Source organism: Bradyrhizobium sp. (assembly GCF_047605465.1).
Lineage (GTDB): Bacteria > Pseudomonadota > Alphaproteobacteria > Rhizobiales > Xanthobacteraceae > Bradyrhizobium.
Genome location: NZ_JASGFS010000017.1, coordinates 78,220 through 99,396, shown reverse-complemented (window position 1 = coordinate 99,396; position 21,177 = coordinate 78,220). Strand labels below are relative to the sequence as shown.

At 65.4% G+C, this 21,177-nt stretch carries 17 protein-coding genes; 15 read left to right on the top strand and 2 right to left on the bottom strand.

Annotated elements, in window-relative coordinates; genetic code table 11:
* Nucleotides 1–31: 31 nt before the first annotated feature.
* Nucleotides 32–838 carry an IclR family transcriptional regulator gene (locus QM712_RS16275; RefSeq protein ID WP_415024131.1) on the bottom strand — a complete coding sequence of 269 codons (807 nt, stop codon included), beginning with the start codon at nt 836–838 and terminating at the stop codon, nt 32–34.
* A gap of 157 nt (nt 839–995) precedes the next feature.
* On the opposite strand from QM712_RS16275, the gene QM712_RS16270 reads away from it, so the two are divergent.
* The 4 genes from QM712_RS16270 to QM712_RS16255 all read left to right on the top strand — a co-directional run bounded on the left by QM712_RS16270 (nt 996) and on the right by QM712_RS16255 (nt 5,207).
* On the top strand, nt 996–2,018 hold the full coding sequence (locus tag QM712_RS16270; protein WP_415024130.1) for a TRAP transporter substrate-binding protein: 1,023 nt from the start codon (nt 996–998) through the stop codon (nt 2,016–2,018).
* 3 nt (nt 2,019–2,021) lie between these two features.
* Nucleotides 2,022–3,881 carry a TRAP transporter large permease subunit gene (locus tag QM712_RS16265; RefSeq protein ID WP_415024129.1) on the top strand — a complete coding sequence of 620 codons (1,860 nt, stop codon included), beginning with the start codon at nt 2,022–2,024 and terminating at the stop codon, nt 3,879–3,881.
* Between the two features lie 30 nt (nt 3,882–3,911).
* Nucleotides 3,912–4,601 (top strand): hypothetical protein, encoded by a 690-nt coding sequence (locus QM712_RS16260; protein ID WP_415024128.1) that lies wholly within the window; start codon nt 3,912–3,914, stop codon nt 4,599–4,601.
* Nucleotides 4,602–4,763: 162 nt separating this feature from the next.
* A complete protein-coding gene (locus tag QM712_RS16255) occupies nt 4,764–5,207 on the top strand; it encodes an SRPBCC family protein (protein ID WP_415024127.1) in 444 nt (147 codons plus the stop codon).
* A 172-nt stretch (nt 5,208–5,379) separates the two neighbouring features.
* Here QM712_RS16255 and QM712_RS16250 read toward each other — a convergent pair whose 3' ends face one another.
* Nucleotides 5,380–6,711: an Hsp70 family protein gene (locus tag QM712_RS16250; protein WP_415024126.1), complete on the bottom strand. Its 1,332-nt coding sequence runs from the start codon at nt 6,709–6,711 to the stop codon at nt 5,380–5,382.
* Between the two features lie 321 nt (nt 6,712–7,032).
* Here QM712_RS16250 and QM712_RS16245 point away from each other — a divergent pair, with 321 nt between their 5' ends.
* From QM712_RS16245 to QM712_RS16195, 11 genes are all read left to right on the top strand, one after another.
* Nucleotides 7,033–7,170, top strand: coding sequence for a hypothetical protein (locus tag QM712_RS16245; protein ID WP_415024125.1), 138 nt, complete (start codon nt 7,033–7,035; stop codon nt 7,168–7,170).
* Between the two features lie 244 nt (nt 7,171–7,414).
* Complete coding sequence (oxlT, locus tag QM712_RS16240; RefSeq protein WP_415024124.1) at nt 7,415–8,701, top strand: oxalate/formate MFS antiporter; 1,287 nt, start codon at nt 7,415–7,417, stop codon at nt 8,699–8,701.
* A 262-nt stretch (nt 8,702–8,963) separates the two neighbouring features.
* Nucleotides 8,964–10,286, top strand: a complete 1,323-nt coding sequence (gene oxlT / locus QM712_RS16235) for an oxalate/formate MFS antiporter (protein WP_415024123.1) — start codon at nt 8,964–8,966, stop codon at nt 10,284–10,286.
* Nucleotides 10,287–10,465: 179 nt separating this feature from the next.
* Complete coding sequence (locus QM712_RS16230; RefSeq protein WP_415024122.1) at nt 10,466–10,891, top strand: CBS domain-containing protein; 426 nt, start codon at nt 10,466–10,468, stop codon at nt 10,889–10,891.
* A gap of 316 nt (nt 10,892–11,207) precedes the next feature.
* Nucleotides 11,208–12,614 carry a hypothetical protein gene (locus QM712_RS16225; protein ID WP_415024121.1) on the top strand — a complete coding sequence of 469 codons (1,407 nt, stop codon included), beginning with the start codon at nt 11,208–11,210 and terminating at the stop codon, nt 12,612–12,614.
* 190 nt (nt 12,615–12,804) lie between these two features.
* Nucleotides 12,805–13,002: a hypothetical protein gene (locus QM712_RS16220; RefSeq protein WP_415024120.1), complete on the top strand. Its 198-nt coding sequence runs from the start codon at nt 12,805–12,807 to the stop codon at nt 13,000–13,002.
* Nucleotides 13,003–13,046: 44 nt separating this feature from the next.
* Complete coding sequence (locus tag QM712_RS16215; RefSeq protein ID WP_415024119.1) at nt 13,047–13,697, top strand: hypothetical protein; 651 nt, start codon at nt 13,047–13,049, stop codon at nt 13,695–13,697.
* Between the two features lie 1,272 nt (nt 13,698–14,969).
* On the top strand, nt 14,970–15,965 hold the full coding sequence (locus tag QM712_RS16210) for an NAD(P)H-dependent flavin oxidoreductase (protein ID WP_415024118.1): 996 nt from the start codon (nt 14,970–14,972) through the stop codon (nt 15,963–15,965).
* Between the two features lie 25 nt (nt 15,966–15,990).
* Nucleotides 15,991–16,959, top strand: a complete 969-nt coding sequence (locus tag QM712_RS16205) for a zinc-binding dehydrogenase (RefSeq protein WP_415024117.1) — start codon at nt 15,991–15,993, stop codon at nt 16,957–16,959.
* Between the two features lie 313 nt (nt 16,960–17,272).
* Nucleotides 17,273–18,649, top strand: a complete 1,377-nt coding sequence (locus tag QM712_RS16200) for a cation-efflux pump (RefSeq protein WP_415024116.1) — start codon at nt 17,273–17,275, stop codon at nt 18,647–18,649.
* 196 nt (nt 18,650–18,845) lie between these two features.
* Nucleotides 18,846–21,176 (top strand): PAS domain-containing sensor histidine kinase, encoded by a 2,331-nt coding sequence (locus QM712_RS16195; RefSeq protein ID WP_415024115.1) that lies wholly within the window; start codon nt 18,846–18,848, stop codon nt 21,174–21,176.
* The last annotated feature ends 1 nt before the right edge of the window (nt 21,177 follow it).

The window sequence follows — 21,177 nt, the reverse complement described above, 5'->3', positions numbered from 1 at the left end:
GCGTTCTTCGCTTTCAGGCAGTCGCCATCCATCACGCCCTGTTGCCCCAGGTGCCGACATTGCCGGCGTTCAGCAGCGGCGACGCGCTTCCCACCAGCGCGAGCTCGTCGGCAATCCGCAGCAGCCTCGGCCCGAATTTGAGCATCTGCGCCTCGGTGAATCGCGACGACGGCCCGGCGACGATGACGGCACCGGTCGCGGGCTCGCCCTTGCGCTTGATCACGGCGGCCATCGAACTCATGCCCGGCGCGTAGACGTCGTTGATCATGCTGAAGCCGCGCTTGCGATGCTCGGCGAGCATCTTCAGCAATCCTTTCACGGTCGTCGGCGCATGCGGACCATGATGGACGGGCTCGCCAAGTCCCTGCCGCATCACGGCGGCCGTCGCCTCCTCGTCGGACAATGTCGCGAGCCAGGCGTGTCCTGCGGCGCTGCATGACAGGCGCAGGTCGATTCCCATGTCAGGGTCGTAGAGCAGTCCGACCTTCGCGCCTTGTGCTTTCGCGACCAATGTCAGGCGATCGCCGTCGAGAATGGCGAGGCGCACCAGCTCTTCGGTTTCGCGCGCGAGCCGGTTCATCACGGGCTGGGCGATGTCGATGATGCCCGACTTGCTGAGAAAGCTCATCCCCATCGAGGCGAGTTTCGTCGTCAGCGCGTAATCGCCGCGCTGCGGCATGGCGCGCACATAGCCGTATTTGATGAGCTCGTTGAGCGTGCGGTGACAGCCGCTGCGGATCTGGTTGAGATCGGTCGAGATCGCGGCCAGCGAAGCACCGTTCGGGCGCACGGCCAGATATTCGAGGATGGCCAGCGCTTTCTCCATCGAGCCGCTCATGGGCCGAGTTCCTCCTTCAATCCGATTTTCGACCTTATCTTTCAAAATTTGAAAGATAAACAAAAAATGTGGATTCCCCCATTCACCGTTGTTAATGGCCGGATGTCGCCTGGGGCGGCCAACAGCGAGAGAACAGCGAGGGAGAGGATTGACGGCCATGAGGAAGACACTGGTTCAACGCAGACAAGTGCTCACCGCGCTCGCGGCCATGCCGCTGGTGACGGCGCCGTTCGTCCGCCGCGCGCATGCCGCCGAGTTCAACTTCAAGATCGCGCATCCCCTTGCCGCCACGCACCCGACCAATCTTCGGCTCCAGGAAGCGGCGGACAAGATCAGGAAGGACACCGACGGCAAGGTCGAGCTGCGCATCTTCCCGAACGGACAACTCGGCGGCGAGGTCGATCTTCTGAACCAGGTTCGCGCCGGCGCGGTCGAAGGCTACGTCATCGGCGGTCTCGTCGTCTCCAGCGTGGTTCCCGCTGCCGCGCTCGACGGGACCGGATTTGCCTTCAGCGACGCCTCGAAGGTGTGGCCCGCGGTCGACGGCAAGCTCGGCGATTACATCCGCAGCGCACTGATGAGCGCCAATCTCTACGCCACCCGCACCGTCTGGGATCTCGGCTTCCGGGAGATCACGACGTCGGTGAAGCCGATCAAGACCGTCGATGACGTCAGCGGGCTCAAGATCCGAGTCCCCGGGGCCGCCGCCTATACCGGCCTGTTCAAGGCCCTCGGCGCCGCGCCGACCAGCATCCAGTTCAACGAGGTCTATCCGGCGCTCCAGACCAAGGTCGTCGACGCGCAGGAAAATCCGCTCGGCTTGATCGTCACCTCGAAATTCTACGAGGTGCAGAAATACTGCTCGCTCAGCAACCACATCTGGCAGGGCAATTGGGTTCTGTTCAACGGCCGGGTCTGGAAGAGCCTGCCCGCGAACCTCCAGGAGATCGTCGAGACCCGGCTGAACGACGCCGGACGCGCGCAGCGCAAGGACCTCGCCGATCTTGACCAGAGCTTCCGCGACACCATGACCAAGGGCGGGATCCAGTTCAACGACAGCGACGCGGCCTCCTTCCGCTCCAAATTGAAGACGGCGGGATACTATGCCGACGTACGCAAGGCTTTCGGCGATCAGGCCTTTGCCCTGCTCGAAGACGCCGCCGGCAGCAGTCTCGGATAAGCGGTGTCGGACCTGATCGAAAACGCGCGCTGTCACCCGGTCGCCCTCGCCGACCGGGTGGAACGCATGATCGGGACAGCGGTCGAGGGCATCGCGGCCGCGCTGCTCGTCGCCGAGACCGGGCTGCTGTTTGCGGGCGTCGTCGCACGCTACGCCTTTCACAGCCCCATCGTCTGGTCCGACGAACTCGCCGGCGCGATCTTCCTGTGGCTCAGCATGCTCGGCGCGGTGGTCGCCCTGCGCCGCGGCGAACACATGTGCTTTGCGGCACTGGCCGAGCGCGCCGGCCCGCAGGTGCGCGCGACGGTGCAGGCGCTCGTGCTGACGGCGATCGGCGTCACGCTGGTCCTGCTGTTGCGGCCGGCCTTCGACTACGTCGAGGACGAATCCTTCGCGACCATGCCCAATCTCGGCGTTCCCTCGAGCTGGCGCGTGCTCGGCATCGCCGTTGGCCTGGCGCTCATGCTGGCCGTCACGACCGTGCAATTTCTCAGGAGAACCCGGCTTCCCCACGCCCTCATTGCCTTCGCGATCGCTGGCATCGTCGGCGCCGGGCTGATCCTTGCATCGCCATTCCTGCTTGCGATCGGCAATCTCAACCTCATCGTCTTCTTCGTGGTTCTGGTCGCCGTCTCGATCGCCGTCGGCATTCCCATCGCATTCGCGTTCGCGATCGCGACCGTCGCCTATCTCGGCCTGATGACGCATGTCCCGCTCAGCCTCGTCGTCAACCGGCTCGATCAGGGCATGTCGCAACCGCTGCTGCTCGCGATCCCCATGTTCATCTTCCTCGGCCTCCTGATCGAGCTGGCCGGGTTGGCGCGCGCCATGATCGCGCTGCTGTCGCTGCTGCTCGGCTCGGTGCGCGGCGGCATGTACTACGTGCTTCTCGCGGCGATGATCCTGATCTCCGGCATTTCAGGCTCCAAGGCCGCCGACATGGCCGCCGTCGCCCCCGGCCTGTTTCCCGAGATGAAGCGCCGCGGAGCCAACGATGGCGATCTCGTCGCCCTGCTCGCGGCATCCGCCGCCATGGCCGATACGATCCCGCCGAGCCTCGTGCTGATCACGCTTGGCTCGGTCACCGGCATCTCGATCGCGAGCTTGTTCACGGCCGGCCTGATTCCGGCGCTGGTTCTGGCAGCGGCGCTGGCGCTCCTCGTCTTCTTCCGCTCGCGCAACGACCGTCCCGTGCAAGCGGCGCCGCGCGAGAAGGGCGTGCTGGTGAAAGCCTTCGCCCTGGCGCTGCCCGCATTGATCCTGCCCTTCGTGATCCGCACCGCGGTCGTCGAGGGCGTCGCGACTGCGACCGAGGTCTCGACCATCGGCATCGTCTACACGCTGCTGGCCGGCATCACGATCTATCGTCCGTTCCGGTGGCGGCGCTGTTATCCGCTGCTGGTCGAAACCGCGGCGCTGTCGGCCTCGATCCTGTTCGTGATCGGCGCCGCCAACGGAATGGCCTGGGCGCTGACGCAATCCGGCTTCTCGTCGGGCCTGACCGCGACGATGCAGGAGATCGCCGGCGGCCGCTACGGCTTCCTCGCCATCACCATCGTCGTGTTCGTGCTGCTCGGCAACATCCTCGAGGGCATCCCGGCGATCCTGCTGTTCGCGCCGCTGCTGCTGCCGGTCTCGCACAGTTTCGGCATCGACGGCGTGCACTACGCGATGGTCGTGGTGATCGCCATGAGCATCGGCCTGTTCGCACCGCCCTTCGGCGTCGGGTTTTACGCCGCCTGCGCGATCGGTCGGGTGGCACCGAACGCGGCCGCGTCGCACGTCTGGCGCTACCTGGCCGTACTGATGCTGGCGTTGGTGCTGGTCGCGGCGGTTCCGTGGTTCTCGACGGCGCTACTCTGAGCAAACTGCCGAAGGAAGATTGAGGTCAGCATGGCATTGTTGGGCAAGGCCGCCGTCGCGATGTGGTGGAATGTCCGCTCCGAGCAGCGCGCGGAGTTCGGCGACTGGCATTCGCACGAGCATTTTCCGGAGCGCATGAGCATTCCGGGGTTCCGGCGCGGATCGCGCTGGACCGACGCCGCAAGCGCCGAAGGATTCTTCGTGCTCTACGAGCTGGAAGAATATGAGGTGCTCACGTCGAAGGGATACCTCGATCGGCTCAACGCGCCCACGCCATGGTCGACCAAGATGATGCCGCATCATCTCGGCATGGTCCGCAGCCAGTGCCGGGTTGCCGCGAGCTTCGGCGGCGGCGTGGCGGCGGCTCTCGCCACCTTCCGGCTTTCGCCGGAGACCGGGCGCGAGGCCGCGTTGCAGACGCATCTTGAGCGGACGCTCGGCGCGCTGGCATCGCTGCCGGGACTGACCGGCGCCCACCTCCTGCTGACCGACACGCCCAAGACCAGCGTGCCCACCACGGAGCAGCAGATCCGCGGCAAGGACGGCGCGGCCGACTGGATCGTGCTGCTCTGCGGTTACGATCCTGACGTGGTCGAGCGAGTCATCGGCGACCAGCTCTCGTCATCGGCGCTTCGCGGTGCCGGCGCCATGGACGATCCGGCCATCGGCCGTTACAGGATCGCGTTCACGATGACGCCGCAGGACGTGCCGGCGTCCTAGGCGGACGGGGTCCCGAGCCGTCGGCCCTGTTCTCAACAAGATGCGCCAGGAAAATCGCAGAGGCCGTGTCGGATCGACAATGCCTCGTTCGTCCTCGGGGCATGGATCGGCATAGACCCGTATGCCGGCATCATGGCCACCAGTTTACAGGGATTAACGAGCATGCCCAGCACCGTACGCCTGCACCGCGTTCTGACGACCAGCCCGGAGAAGATCTACCGCGCCTTCCTGGAAGCGGACGCGCTGGCGAAATGGCTTCCGCCGAATGGTTTCACCTGCACCGTCGACCACCTCGAACCCAAGGTCGGCGGCACCTTCAAGATGTCCTTCCGCAATTTCACGACGGGCCACAGCCACGCATTCGGCGGCGAATATCTCGAGCTCGTTCCCGGCGAACGGCTCCGCTACACCGACAAGTTCGACGATCCCAACCTGCCCGGCGAAATCCAGGTGACGGTGACATTGAAGAAGGTCTCGGTCGGCACCGAGCTGGACGTCACGCAGGCCGGCATTCCCGACGTCATCCCGCCCGAGGCCTGCTATCTCGGCTGGCAGGAATCGCTGCGCAACCTGGCAAAGCTCGTCGAGCCCGAGATCAAGCAGTAGCCGTTATCGCACTTCGCGGGTTGATCTGCCCGATCGACTGCGCCGATCTCGCCACCTCGTCGTTGCGCGCGCGGCGAAGCACTCCAGCGTCCCTCCGCGGAACGATCCTGGATTGCTTCGCGACGCTCGCAATGGCGGAAAACGGCGAAGTTCGACCCATCGCGAACGATGGCTACGCGCCCGCCTTCGACGTGACTCCCCCGGCCGCGGTCCAGCGGTCCGGATCGGGGCTGTGCCCGATCAGCGCGAGGCCGTAGGCGATCGACTCGAACTGGTCGCCCGACATCAGCCGTTCGTTGCCGAAGCGGTCGGCGAACAGCCGCCGGACGGCGGGCACGAACGACGTGCCGCCGGTCAGGAACACCTTCTCCACCTCGCGCGCGGTGATGCCGGCTTCGGCCAGCACCTTGTCGACGGTGGCGCCGAGCCGGGCGATGTCGTCGGCGATCCAGGCTTCGAAATTCTTCCGCGTGATGGTCGAGCCGATATCGACCCCGCCGCCCTTGAAGCGGAAGTCGACCTGATCCTGCCCGGACAGCGCGACCTTGGCGTCGGACACCGCGCGGTACAGCGAAAAGCCGAGATCGAGATCGACGATGGTGATGAAATCCTCGAGCTGGGACGGCTTCAGCGCGGTGCGCGCAAGCTCCCGCAGTTCGCGCAGGTCGCCGTTGCTCTTCATCATCGCGAGCTGATGCCAGCGCGCGAGGTTGGTGTAATGGCCGCTCGGGATCGGCAGGACCTTGTCGAACGAGCGGAAGCTCGAACCCTTGCCCAGCCGCGGCGAGACGACGTGGTCGACGATGCGATAGTCGAACGTGTCGCCCGCGATCCCGATACCGGCATGGCCGAGCGGCTCGGCGCGCAGATTGCCGCCCGAGCGCGAGAAGCGCATCACCGAGAAATCGCTGGTGCCGCCGCCGAAATCCGCGACCAGCACGGTGGCGTCCCGCTCCAGCCGCCGGGCGAAGGAGAAGGCGGCTCCGACGGGCTCGTAGACATAGCGCGCATGCCCGGCACCAAGGCGCTCGAACGCGGCCCGGTAGCGCTGCATCGCCAGGTCCTCGTCGGGATTGCCGCCGGCGAAGCGAACGGGACGGCCCACCGTGATGGTCGAGGTCTCGAAGCCGAATCTGTCGCCGCCATGGCGCGCCAGCGTGCGGAGGAACGCGGCCAGGATGTCCTCGAACTTATAGCGCTGCCGGAACACCTGGGTGGTGTTGAAGCTGCTGCTCGCGGCAAAGGTCTTGAACGACTGCAGGAACCGATAGACGTGACGTCCTTCGAGAAACTGCTCGATCGCCCAGGGGCCGCCTTCGGCCTGGGCCCCGGCGCCCGGCCGGTCTTCCCAGAAGCACAGGGCCGAGACGTAGACGCTATGCCGCTGTCCGCCGTGATCGAAGCGGATGGCTTCGACCCGGCGGTCGTCCGCCGCGAGCGCCACGACCGTGTTGCTGGTTCCAAAATCGATGCCGATCGAGACGGCGGGCGAGGCGCTCGACATGAACCACTCTGACAGTTGATGGAAAAAGGGGGCAGACCACTAACGGCTTTGCACTGCCGTGCCAAGACCCGCCCGGTTGAGCCAAGGTCGAGGTTAGCGCCCGCTTCTCGCCCGCTCGGGAGGGCTTTTTTGGCTCCAGACGCCCTCTTTCGCGGCCATTTGCCTGCATTGCACCGGATCCGGCGCCGACATCGCCATGCTGCAATGCGACAGAACGCATGCTGCCATGCAAACAAGTCAATTGTATTTGGCATCTGGTATACATACCTTGCCCTTCGAAATGAGACAGCAATACTGACCGTCTCAGAAAAGGGATTACCGATGTCCAAGACCGCTTCCGTCGCGCTCGCCCCTTCGGCCTCGCTGTTCGCCCGCTTCATGGCCGCGGTCGACCGTCTCCTGATGACGAGCGCGGAGATTTCCAATCGCAACGGCGACCTTCCCCGCTTCGGTCTGTAAGCGCACGGCGTCTCGCCTGGCGCGGCCTGCCGCGCAGATCGCAACCATCAACATGCGACTATTGATGAATGGCCCCGCACGACGGGGCCATTTCTATTTGTGCGTCCCGAGTCACGCCGCAGCCCGCGAAGGTTCTGCGACATTTGCGCACGGTGACCGGACCGGCGCTTGAACCTTGGCATATTGAATACAAGAATGCCGCCCCAGCGCTCGCATAAAAAAGAGAAGCGCGACGGGAGGCTTTATGACGGACATGGTGCAGGCAACGGCCCCTACAGCCGCGCGCGTCAGCGACACGTATCGCTGGACGCAACTGGCGATCGGTGTAGCGGCCATGGTGATGATCGCCAATTACCAATATGGCTGGACGTTCTTCGTCCCCGACATCCAGAAGAAGTTCGGTTGGGATCGCGCCTCGATCCAGTGGGCCTTCACCCTGTTTGTCTTGTTCGAGACCTGGCTGGTGCCGGTCGAAGGATGGTTCGTCGATAAATACGGCCCGCGTCTCGTCGTGCTGATCGGCGGCGTGCTGTGCGCGATCGGCTGGGCGATCAACGCGCAGGCCACGACGCTCAACGGTTACTACCTCGGCATGATCGTCGCGGGCATCGGCGCGGGTGGTGTTTACGGCACCTGCGTCGGCAACGCGCTGAAATGGTTTCCGGACAAGCGCGGTCTTGCCGCGGGCATCACGGCGGCAGGCTTCGGCGCAGGATCGGCACTCACCGTCGCCCCGATCCAGGCCATGATCAAGGACAGCGGTTTCCAGGCCACGTTCCTCTATTTCGGCCTCGGCCAGGGCATCATCATCTGCATCCTCGCCTTCTTCCTGCTCGCGCCGAAACCCGGCCAGGTGCCGAGCGTGGTGGCGAACGCGGCGCTGCTCCAGACCCGTCGCAACTACCAGCCGACCGAAGTGCTGCGCCAGCCGATCTTCTGGCTGATGTACTTCATGTTCGTGATCGTCGGCGCCGGCGGCCTGATGGTGACCGCGAACCTCAAGCCGATCGCGGTCGACTGGAAGGTCGATGCCATTCCGGTCACGCTGATCGGCATGACCATGACGGCGGTGACGTTCGCGGCGACGATCGACCGCGTGCTCAACGGCCTGACGCGTCCGTTCTTCGGCTGGATCTCCGACATGATCGGCCGCGAGAACACCATGTTCATCGCCTTCGGCATGGAAGGCTTCGGCATCTGGATGCTCTATCTCTGGGGCCACGATCCGATCTGGTTCGTGATCCTGTCGGGCTTCGTGTTCTTCGCCTGGGGCGAGATCTACTCGCTGTTTCCCTCGACCTGCACGGACACGTTCGGCGCGAAATTCGCGACCACCAATGCCGGCCTGCTCTACACCGCCAAGGGCACCGCCGCGCTGCTGGTGCCGCTCGCGAACTACGTGCAGCAGAGTTCCGGCCATTGGGACGCCGTGTTCATCATCGCGGCCGGCGCCAACATCCTGGCCTCGCTGCTCGCGCTCCTGGTGCTGAAACCCTGGCGCAAGACGGTGGTCGCGAAGTCGGCCGCCTGACAGCCTCCACCACCTCCCTCTCGCACGTGACGCCCGGCCCGACGGCCGGGCGTTTTCGTTTTATGCGAAGCCCCCTCGCTTCACGGAATCCGAACCGGGCCGTGCGTTTTTCCCTCATTGCGCTCGAAGATAGGGCTTGCATTCTGGAATATGGTATACCAATTTGCCCACTGCGCTTGCGACGATAAGCCACAATATTTGCGACATCAGGTCACCTTGGCTGCCGGTGTCGCGACAAGACAGGCGCGTTGGGAGGTTGTTGATGATTTCCAGCACGGACGGCGCCGTCACCGCTGCGCCCCTTCGAACCGGTTTCCGTTGGTTCCAGCTCGCCATGGGCATCGTCTGCATGGCGATGATCGCCAACCTTCAATATGGCTGGACGCTGTTCGTGGATCCAATCGATGCGGCGCATCATTGGGGACGCGCCGCGATCCAGCTCGCTTTCACCATCTTCGTCGTCACCGAGACCTGGCTGGTGCCGATCGAGGCCTGGTTCGTCGATAAATACGGTCCGCGCCTCGTCATCATGTTCGGCGGCGTGATGATCGCGCTGTCCTGGGTGCTCAACTCCTACGCCGACAGCCTTCCCGTGCTCTATGCGGCGGCGGTCATCGGCGGCATGGGCGCCGGCGCGGTGTACGGCACCTGCGTCGGCAACGCGCTGAAATGGTTTCCGGACCGCCGCGGCCTTGCCGCCGGCGCAACGGCCGCGGGCTTCGGCGCGGGTGCCGCCCTCACCGTCGTGCCGATCGCCAGCATGATCGCATCGAGCGGCTACCAGCACGCGTTCCTGACCTTCGGGATCGGCCAAGGCCTGATCGTGTTCGTGCTCGCCTTCTTCATTCAGCCGCCGCGGATCTCGATCCCGCCGAAGAAGAAGCAGCTCAACCTGCCGCAGACCAAGATCGACTTCACGCCTCCGCAGGTCCTGCGCAGCCCTATTTTCTGGGTGATGTATCTCGTCTTCGTCATGGTCGCCTCCGGCGGCCTGATGACCGCGGCGCAGATCGCGCCGATCGCCCACGACTTCAAGATCGCCAACACGCCCGTCGCTCTCGCCGGATTCCAGATGGCGGCGCTGACCTTCGCGATCTCGCTCGACCGCATCTTCGACGGCTTCGGCCGGCCCTTCTTCGGCTGGATCTCCGACACGATCGGGCGCGAACACACCATGTTCATCGCGTTCGGCACGGCGGCATTGATGCTGCTGACACTGTCGGCCTATGGACACGTTCCGATCGTGTTCGTGCTCGCGACGGCGGTCTATTTCGGCGTGTTCGGCGAGATTTACTCGCTATTCCCCGCGACCTGCGGCGACACCTTCGGCTCGAAATACGCAACGACCAACAACGGCATGCTCTACACCGCGAAGGGCACCGCCTCCCTCCTCGTCCCGCTCGCGAGCGTGATCTCGGCCTCCTATGGCTGGAAGGCCGTGTTCGTGGTCGCGGTGGCCCTGAACGCGACCGCCGCGCTGATGGCGCTGTTCGTGATCAAGCCGCTCCGTCGCTCCTTCATCCTCGGCAATGAAGCCGAACGCGCGAACACCGCGACCGGCAGCGCCAAGACCGAGACGGCGTAGCGACCAGTCACGTTTGGATCAGCCGAAAAGAGGGACGCAGCGCTGCGCCCCTTTTTTGTTGGCCGACAAACAAATGTCAGCATCCCTGCCGCAAGATTTTCGGGATCGCCCGAACCAGCGCTTGACAATTGGTATAATGTATACCAATCTCACTCCATCATTCACCCAGGGAGGTCGCCATGCTGGTCGGAGACATTCTGCGCAAGAAGACGCCGCGCGTTGTCACGGTGCGAATGAACGAGACGGTGAGCATTGCCGCCAAGCTGATGCGCGCCAACAACATCAGCGCATTGGTGGTCAAGGACGTGGTCCGCTCGGAAGGCAACACCGCGGTCGGCATGTTCACAGAGCGCGACGTGGTGCGCGCCGTCGCCGAACACGGCACCAACGCGGTCAACGTGAAAGTTTCGCAGCTCATCTCGGTGCAGCAACTCGTCTCCTGCACCTCGACCGACACGATCGCGCACGTCCGCCATCTGATGAACCGGCACCACATCCGGCACCTGCCGGTGATCGACAATTACAGCCTCGTCTCCGTCATCAGCATGCGTGACATCGCGGCCGCCGTCGACGAGGCGACCAACACCACGCCGCAAGCCGCCTAGCGCAGCGACGCTCGTCCCGCGACACACCGAGGCGAGGCCTGAGCTGCGCAGCCGTGCATCTCGGGCCCCTCGAACGGCAGTGCCGCAGGCGTGGACTCCCGGGCTCGACGCTTTCGCGCCGCCCGCAATGACGACTGTCGGTTACGCCGACTTCGGGAAAACCCGGCACCCCACGCAACGTCATCCGTCAGCCGGCCGGCGTCATCATCGGTGGATCGCGCGGTTGAACGCATCCGGCACACCGGACGCCCCTTGATCTCGGTTCCGCTCTCCAATAGCAACTATGGCGATATTGTGCCGGCGTGAGGAATTCACGATGTGGCTGCTTTTCCTGTTTGCCTGGTTTGCCCTGCTGGCCGCCGTCGCGATCCTCGCTCAGCAGGCGTTTGGTTTTGACATCGGCCACCTGCCCGCCCTGTTTGCGGGCCTGTCCGTGCCGCAACGCGTTGCCAGCGGTGCGATCGTCGTGGGTGGGCTGGCGCTTGTCGGCGCCTCCGCCTGGCGGCTCTCGCGCCAGGACCGGCGCCTCGACAAGCTGCGCGATCGCCTCAAGCGGACGCGTGAGGACGTGGTCGTCGCCCATGCCCTGCAAAACCATCTCGATGCGACCGTCCAGCATCTGATCGAGAGCGATCCCCGCGAGGCGGTCTCCGCGCTCCACGAGAAGCTGGGCGAGACCGAGCAGCGCGCGTTGCTTCAGCAGGGTCGCAACGAATCCACCGACATGCACGACCAGCTCGCCGAGATCCGCCGCCGCCAGCAGGGGCTGCGCGACATGGTCGGCAAGGTCGCCGAGCAGCGACGGGCGGTCGAGCCGGTCTTCACCGAGATCCGCGACCGCCAGAACCAGCTCGAGCGATCGTTGCTGGACCTCGAGACCGACGATCGCAAGAACAACCTCGCCGACCGCCTGAAGGATATCGCGCGCGACGTAGGGGTCCTGCTGTCGCGGGTCAATGCGGTGCAGGACACCTTCACCACCCTGAACCAGCACAAGGAGGATCTGGCGAAATCGCACGCCGAGCTGGCGCCGCTGCGCTCACCCGAGGCCGGCATCAATGCGCTGATCGGCGAACTCAGCCTCAGCCATGACCGTCTCGCCAAGACCATCGACGAGCTCGAGTCCGGCGGCGAGGCGCCGCTCGGCACCCGCGTCGAGACGCTCTCGAACAACAAGATCGAGATCGAGCAGCGCCTTGCCCGGATCGACGACAGCTTCAACATCCTGAAGACGATCCGGCTCGATTTCGAGGAGCTCGGTCATCGTCAGGCCCAGCTCGAACGCGCGCTCGCCGATGTCGAGACCGATGCCGACGGCAGAACGCTGGTCGACCGCCAGAACGCTCTGAACGATTTTGTCATCCAGTCGCGCCGCCGTCTCGGCGGCTTGCAGGAGACGCTGGCGACGCTGAATTCCTTCAAGGCCGAGCTGTCGAAGTCGCAGGCCGACCTCGTCCCGCTCAAGGCCCCCGTGTTCGGCATCGACGCCCTGATCGCCGATGTCGACACCACTCGCGACCTCCTTGCCAGGACCGTCAGCGAGATCGAGACCAATGGCGGCGTCACTCTCGCCGCGCGCGTCGATGCGCTGACGAGCAGCAAGCGCGAAGTCGAGGACCGGCTTGCCCGCATCTTCGACAATTTCAACGCGCTCGACGCGCTGCGCAAGGACATCGGCGGGATCTTCTCGACGATCCGGGGCAGCCTGAACCGGATTGGGTGAGGATACCTGTCGCAAATTGCCGGGATTTCGCGGCGAAATATCGCGAAACATCACTCTGCAGAGCGCCCGACATATGCCGCCAACATGTCCCGCGGCCGCCGTACTGTGGACGCATTCCGCCGCCCATCTGTGGGGCGTGTCTGGGGGCACGGCACTGCCGTGTTTGGACCAAACCTTCAGGGGTGAGACTGTGAAGAAGATTGTATTTGTTGTGGGTGCTACGCTTGCTCTGGTGACGGCTGCGAACGCTGCGGATCTGCCGCGCCGCCAGCCCGTGCCCGTCTATCCGGCCGAGCAGGCCCCGATCGGGAAGATGCCGATTGGCAAGAGCCCGGTTGGAAAGGCCCCGATCGGCAAGGCGCCCGGCCCGGTCGCGGCGCGCTACTGAGGCGCTCCGCAGAACCAGGGTCGCCGACAGTCGAGGGGCAAAGCGTGACAGACAGAACTGACCGATCGGGATCCCGCGCACTGGCGGGGTTCGCGCTTGCGGCCATGACCGCATGGACGATTGCCTCCGCCTCGGCCCACGAAACGAACAAGCGCATTGCCGATGCAAATGCGCTTGTCTCGGCCGATACCTCATCGCGACCGGCCGCGCCGTCGACGCGGCGCCCCGTCGCGCGTGCGGAGAAGGGCCCCTATTACGTCGACTTCCGGGCCCGAACCGCCGCGAGCTGGGGGCACGCCTTCGTCTGGTACGGCAAGACCAGCGAGCGTGCCGTCGAAGTTGCCGGACTGACGCCCGCCGGAGACACCTGGGCCTACGTGCTCGGTCATCTGACCTGGGTCCCGTCCGAAACCGGCGCGAGCTACGGCGATCTCGATCCGGAATACCTGACCGCGAGCTATCGCGTCTATTTGAACGAAGCCGACGCCAAGCGCGTGTTCGCCTACATCAAGAGGCTGCAGGCGAGTTCGCCGGTCTGGAACGCCGAGACCACCAACTGCACCGGCTTCATCGGCGACATCGCGGAGTTCATGGGACTGCGGGTCCCCTATCGCTGGCAGCGCCCGGAGAACTTCGTCAACCGCCTCAAGGAAATGAACGGCGGCCGACAAGTGGTGCGGCTGTCCGCGGAGTAGCGGTCCGCGCTGTACTCGCCGCGATTGCCGCGAAAGGCGGCCGATCCAGCATTCCAGCGCGGCGATACGCCGAGGCCGCAGCGCACTGCGTGCCTCAGTCAAGGCCTGGGCTTTTGTATATGACTGTCGAGAAGGCTCGGCCCGCATCGTTCGCGCGGCGATGCGAGGCATCGTCCGCTAAGCTCGCTTCGGCGGGCTCCTCACCATCAAGGTTCGATGTCTCGCCGCGAAACGCGACCGCATCCTGAGGCCCGCCGGAGGCGAGCGTCTCGAAGGATGGCCGCAGGCGGGCTTCCGCCACCTCTCCTACGCGATAGCCCTGCGGCCAAGCCGGGGCACGAGCCCTGAGCGCACTTGCCACCCGCCCCGTCGGGCAAAACACCCCAACCAGATCGGCCGCCCCTGCTGTCAATCCTCACCTCCGCAAATATTCCTCTTTACCGAAATTCGGATTTATCGTAGACAAACGGCACCCGGGCCCGAGACAAGGGGCGGATCGCGATCGTCACGAACCGCGGGCTGGGCAGCAATGGACGCGACGGCGTCGGGCGTGACAAGTATCGCAGGGCGGCCTTGCCGTGAGCGATGGCCATCGCGCCGACGACACGGCGCCGACAGCGTCTTCGCATGGCTTCGGGCGTGAGCACACGCCAGCTCCCGAAGTCCCAGCGAGGACGTGCGCGGACGGTCAAGTCGTGTGGTCCTGACGCCCGGAGTCTGTGCGTCAAGTCCTGTGGTGATGTCCGCCGCCCGACCGGGCGCGCGCATCAGCCATCCGCAGGGCGACGGGGGCAATAGTGCATCGCTCCCCGGGGAGAGCGCGAAGTACGCCGTAAACCATTGCGCAGGGAAGGCCGGGCGATTGGCTGACCTGTGGTCCACCCCGTGTGCATTCCTTCGCGCACGGACCTGCGGGCGCCAGCCGCGCCCGGCCTTTCCTGCGCCCTTGTTCATGAGGGTGATGCGATCCGGCAGACCTCGGGTGGAACGCACCGCGAGAGGGCGAAGGTGTGCCTCAAAGCCAAACCATCTCCAACGCCATCCCGCGAAGGTCAGCGCCCATGATCCCGCTCAGCGTTGTCGAAGCGCGCCGTGGCCGCCGTCACGCAATCGCCGCAAGCCGCCGATTATCCGCCTCACGGAATCCCCTCGCTCCCCGCATGCCACCCCGCCCTCACCGCACGCCCGCGCTGATAGACATTTCCCGACCCCGGCGGCATCCTCCGGCCATCAATCGACAACAGAGCGCCACCTAGGCGGGGGAAACAGATCATGCTGCAGACACGGTTCACCAGGCTCGTCGGCGTCGAGCACCCGATCGTCCAGGGCGGCATGCAGTGGGTCGGGCGCGCCGAGCTGGTCGCGGCCGTGGCCAATGCCGGCGCGCTCGGCTTCATCACGGCATTGACCCAGCCGACGCCCGAGGACCTGACCAGGGAGATCGCACGCTGCCGCGATCTCACCGACAAGCCCTTTGGCGTCAACCTCACCATCCTGCCCGCGATCAAGCCGCCGCCTTATGCCGAATACCGTGCCGCCATCATCGAGAGCGGCATCAAGGTGGTCGAGACCGCCGGCAACAAGCCGCAGGAGCATGTCGACGAGTTCAGGAAGCACGGCGTCAAGGTCGTCCACAAATGCACCAGCGTCCGCCATGCCCTCTCGGCCGAGCGCATGGGGGTCGACGCCATCTCGATCGACGGCTTCGAATGCGCCGGCCATCCCGGCGAGGACGACACTCCCGGCCTGATCCTGATCCCGGCCGCGGCCAACAAGATCAAGATCCCGATGATCGCCTCCGGCGGCTTTGCCGATGCGCGCGGTCTTGTCGCCGCGCTGGCGCTGGGCGCCGACGGCATCAACATGGGCACGCGCTTCATGGCGACCAAAGAGAGCCCGATCCACCAGCTCATCAAGGAGAAGATCGTCGCCAATGACGAGCGCGAGACCGAGCTGATCTTCCGCACCATGCGCAATACCTCCCGCGTCGCCAAGAACGCCATCTCGACCAAGGTCGTGGCGATGGAGAAGGAAGGCGCCAGGTTCGAGGACATCCGCGAACTCGTCGCGGGCGCCCGTGGCAAGATGGTCTATGCCACCGGCGATTCCGACGAGGGCATCTGGTCGGCCGGCCAGGTCCAGGGCCTGATCCAGGACATTCCGAGCTGCGCCGAACTGGTCTCCCGCATCGTGCGAGAGGCCGAGGCCATCATCAGAAGCCGGCTCGAGGGCATGATCGTTCATCCGAGCGCGCAGGCCGCGGAATAATCACTGCAAGAAGCGAGAGTAATTCATGAAGGCTTACGTCTACGGCCCTGATGGCGCTACGATTTCGGACGCCGCTCAACCAAAACCTAAAGGCACGCAGGTGCTGGTTCGCGTCCGCGCCTGCGGGCTCAACCGTGCCGACACCGGCATGCGCAAGGGCCACGCCCATGGCGCGGCCGGCGGCGTCGGCACCGTGCTCGGCATGGAATGGGCCGGCGAAGTCGCCGAGCTCGGGCCTGATGCCAAAGGCGTCAAGGTCGGCGATCGCGTCATGGGTTCGGGCAGCGCCGCGTTTGCGGAGTACACGCTGGCCGACCACGGCCGTCTGTTCCATGCCCCCTCGAACATGAACTTCGAGGAAGCGGCCACCCTGACTGTCGCGCTCACGACCATGCACAACGCCGTCGTCACCGTCGGCGGCGTGCAGCCCGGCCAGAGCGTCCTGATCCAGGGCGCGAGCTCCGGCGTCGGCCTGATGGCCATGCAGATCGCGAAGCTCAAGGGCGCGAAACTCGTCATCGGCTCTTCGACCGACGCCTCCCGGCGCGGACGGCTGAAGGAGTACGGCGCCGACCTCGCGGTCGACTCGTCCGATCCCAAATGGGTGGAGGAGGTGCTCGGGGCGACCGGCGGCGAAGGCGTCGATCTCATCGTCGACCAGGTCTCCGGCAAGGTCGCCAACCAGAACCTCGCCGCGACCCGGATCAAGGGCCGCATCGTCAATGTCGGCCGGCTCGGCGGCACCCATGCCGATTTCAACTTCGACCTGCACGCGGCCCGTCGCATCGACTATGTCGGCGTCACCTTCCGTACCCGCACCATCGAGGAGGTCCGCGAGATCTTCGCGGAGGTCCGCAAGGACATCTGGGGCGCGGTCGAGTCGCGAAAGCTGCAGTTGCCGATCGACAAGGTGTTTTCGTTCGCCGACATCGACAAGGCGTTCGAGCACATGGAAGCGAACAAGCATCTCGGCAAGATCGTCGTGACGTTGTGAGCAACGCTGTGGGGCGGGAGCGGCAAGCCGCCTCTCTCCCCGCATCATGGCCGGGCCCGACGGAGCCGATCTCGTAAGGCGGGCAAAGCGCAGGCGTGCCCAAAGTGCGCCCGCGCACGGAAGAATGCCCGGAAGAATAGCGGGCACGGCGGTGCGGCTTTGCCGACCCGGCACGCGCCGACCAATCGTCGGGCCGGAGATTGCCGCGATTCAATTCGGAAGCATTCGCAACAGGTTGCTCCTGCAAATCAATCGCGACTAACGCTGTGGATCGTCGCTTGATGTTCGCCCATGGGCTGCTAAATCCCCCGCCATGACAGCCCAGCACAGCAAGACATCGGTCGCGGCGATCTCGATCTTCGCCAGCGGCGGCATGGCGGCGGCCAAGTTCGCGGTCGGCATCGCGATCGGCTCGCTCGCGCTGATCTCCGAAGCCCTGCACTCCTCCGTCGATCTGGTCGCGACCATCATCACCTGGGCGGTGGTGCGGGTCTCGGACAAGCCGGCGGATGACGAGCATCATTACGGTCACGGCAAGCTGGAGAGCATCTCCGCGCTCGGCGTGACCGCCCTGCTCTATGTCCTGGCCGGCGGCATCCTGGTCGAGGCCTACAGCCGCCTGCGCGAGGGAACCCCGCCGCCGACGATTTCCGCCGTGCCGTTCGTCGTGCTGGTGATCGACATCGTCGTCAATCTGTGGCGCGCACGGGCGCTGCACCGGGCGGCGCGTGCGACCCGCAGCCAGGCGCTCGCCGCCGACGCCCTGCACTTCGCATCCGACGTCATGGGCTCGTTCGCCGTGATCGCGGGCCTGATCCTCGCCGCTCTCGGCTATTGGTGGGGCGACGCCGCGGCCGCTGCGGCCGTCGCGGTGATGATCGCGCTGCTCGGCCTGCGCATGGCCGGCTCGACGGTGCAGACGCTGGTCGACCGCGCCCCCGAGGGCGCCCAGGACAAGGCCACCGACGCGATCCGCGGCGTGCCCGGCGTGCTCGACGTCGAGCGGCTGCGGGTGCGCATGGTGGGGGCGACGTATTTCATCGACGCCATCGCGAAAGTGCCGCGCACCTACCCGATCGACCGCGTCGAGGACATCAAGCGCAAGGCGCAGGCCGCCGTCGCCGGCGCGTTCGACGATGCCGACCTCACCTTCACCGCCGTCCCCGTCGCGCGCGACAACGAGACCGTCCGCGATCGCATCATGGTGATCGCGCGCAATTCAGGCCTCGCCATCCACCATATCACCGTGCACGACCTCGGCGCCAAGCTGATCGTCAGCATCGACCTCGAGGTCGACGCCGAGATGCAGCTCGACGCAGCCCACGACGTCGCCAACACGCTCGAGCGCAACATCCAGGAGGAGTTCGGCGAGGACGTCGAGGTCGACGTCCATATCGAGCCGCTGGAACCGGAACTGCCGTTCGGCGTCGACGCTGCACCCGAACGCGTGCGAATCATCGCCGCTGCGCTGACGGAGTACGCCGCCGCCGGCGGCGAGATCCACGACATCCATAACGTGCGCGTGCGCAACACCGACGCCGGCGAGATCGTGAACTTCCACTGCCGCGCGATTCCGTCGATGAGCGTGATCAAGGTCCATGAACACGTCGACGCGATCGAGCGCGCGTTGCGTCGCGCGTTCCCGAGCGTGAAGCGCGTCATCAGTCACGCCGAACCACCGCGCGCGTGACGCAACGTGCGCGAAGCGCCATACGTTCTCGTTTCGGACTCGCAAAGTCTCCTTTGGATAAGAATTATTTCGCGTTAACGATTCGTTGACTCTCGACAGCCCGGGAAAACTGGATTCAAATCCAGTGTGATTCGGAATGCACTCTGGGGGCGCTTCCGAACCAGGTTGGCAGCAGGTTTTTGAGGGGGCCGAAGGCATGGCGCGCGCAGACGCGGCGAACGCGTGTGTCCAATCCGATTCGATCAAGGGATTGGCACAGTCGATCGCGAAACCTGCCTACCACCGGCTTCTGATCGCCGAGCCGGCCCTGCGCCGCGCGGTGCCCACGCTCATCATCGCCTTTCTCATCACGATCTGCCTCGGCGCGTTCGTTCAGGTCGTCGACCAGACGCGCCAGAAGCGGCTGGTGATCCGGCGCGACATCTCCGCCCTTGCCGACCTGCTCGCCGAGCGCATCGATCGCCTCGCCTCGCCGCGGCTCGAGCACCAGAAGAACATCGAGCAGCTGTCGGCATTGCTGCCCGACCTCATCCCGTCCTGGGGCATGGCCTCCGGCCGGCACGTGCTCGTCACGTCGGCCGGCGTCGACCGCCACATCCTCGCCCGCATCCCGATCGACAGCGATCCGCCCGGCAATGACGGCCTGCTCGATGCGATCACCACCGCACAGCTGCTCGCAACGCCGCCGCGCGATGCCAACGTTTCCGACATGACGCTGCCGGACGGCAACGCGGCGATGGCCACCTCGCGGCCGATCAAATCGTTTCCCGGCCTCGTCACCGTGATCCAGGAGCGCAACGAGCCGATCTGGGGCTCGGATGCGGCGCTCTCCGTCACGCTGTCGGCGACCACCGGCTTCGTCGTCCTGATCCTCGGCTTCGCTTTCCACTGGCAGTCGACCCGCGCCCGTGAGGGCGATCTCATCAACGACGCCGTGCGCGGCCGAATCGACACCGCCCTCAATCGCGGCCGCTGCGGCCTGTGGGACTGGGACCTGTCGCGCGGCCGGATCTTCTGGTCGCAGTCGATGTTCTCCATGCTCGGCCTCGACGGCCGCAACGAGCTCCTCACCTTCGGCGAGGTCAACGCCCTGGTGAAGTCCGACGACATCGACCTGTTCGAGATCGCCGACCAGCTCATTTCCGAGAAGATCGACCACATCGACCAGACCTTCCGCATGCAGCATGTCGACGGCCACTGGATCTGGCTCCGCGTTCGCTGCGAGCGGACGCGCGGGCCGAGCGATTCCGGAATCCATCTGATCGGCATCGCCGTCGACATCACCGAGCAGAAGAGCCTCGCGGAAAAGACCGTCGAAGCCGACCTGCGGCTGCGCGATGCGATCGAGACCATTCCCGAGGCCTTCGTGCTGTGGGACGCCAGCGACCGCCTGGTGCTCTGCAACTCGCACTTCCAGCGCCTGCACAAGCTGCCCGACACCGCCGTCATCCCCGGCACGTCCTACGAGACCGTGCTCGAAGTCGGCCGCATGCCGGAGGTCCGCACCCGCCACAACGAGACCGCGAGCAAGGGCCCGGGCGCCCGCACCTTCGAGGCGCAGCTCGACGACGGAAGCTGGCTGCACATCAGCGAGCGCCGCACCAAGGACGGCGGCTACGTCTCGGTCGGCACCGACATCACCCGCATCAAGGAACACGAGCAGAAGCTGGTCGACAACGACCTGCGCCTCCGCGCCACCGTGATCGATCTCAAGCGCTCGCAGGCCGCGCTCGAGCGTCAGACCATCGAGCTCGCCGACCTCGCCGAGAAGTACCAGCGCGAGAAGACCCGCGCCGAGGAAGCCAACCAGACCAAGTCGAAATTCCTCGCCAATATGAGCCACGAGCTGCGCACGCCGCTCAACGCCATCATCGGCTTCTCCGAGATCATGGGCTCGGGCATGTTCGGCGAACTCGGCTCCGAAAAGTACCAGGAATATTGCGAGGACATCCTGACCAGCGGGCACTACCTGCTCGAAGTCATCAACGACATCCTCGACATGTCCAAGATCGAGGCCGGTCGCATGAAGCTCGACATGGAAGAGCTCGACCTGTCGCGAACGCTGGCCGAATCCCTGCGGGTGGTCACCGGCCGGGCGCAGGACAAGCACCTGACGCTCGATGCCGACATCGAGAAGTCGATCTCGGTCGTGGCCGACCGGCGCGCCACCAAGCAGATCATCGTCAACCTGCTCTCCAACGCCGTGAAGTTCACGCCCGACGGCGGACGCGTCGTGGTCCGCAGCCGCCAGCTCGAGGACAGGATCGTGCTGATGATCGCCGACACCGGCATCGGGATCGCGCCGCATTCGCTGGCGCGGCTGGGCCGTCCCTTCGAGCAGGTCGAGAGCCAGCTGACCAAGACCTATCACGGCTCGGGACTGGGACTTGCGATCGCCCGCTCGCTGGCGCAATTGCACGGCGGCTCGATGCGGCTGCGCTCGCGGCTTGATGTCGGCACGGTGGTGCGCGTCACCCTGCCGCGCAAGGCCGTCAAGACGGTGCCCGGGATATCGGCGGCCGCTTAGG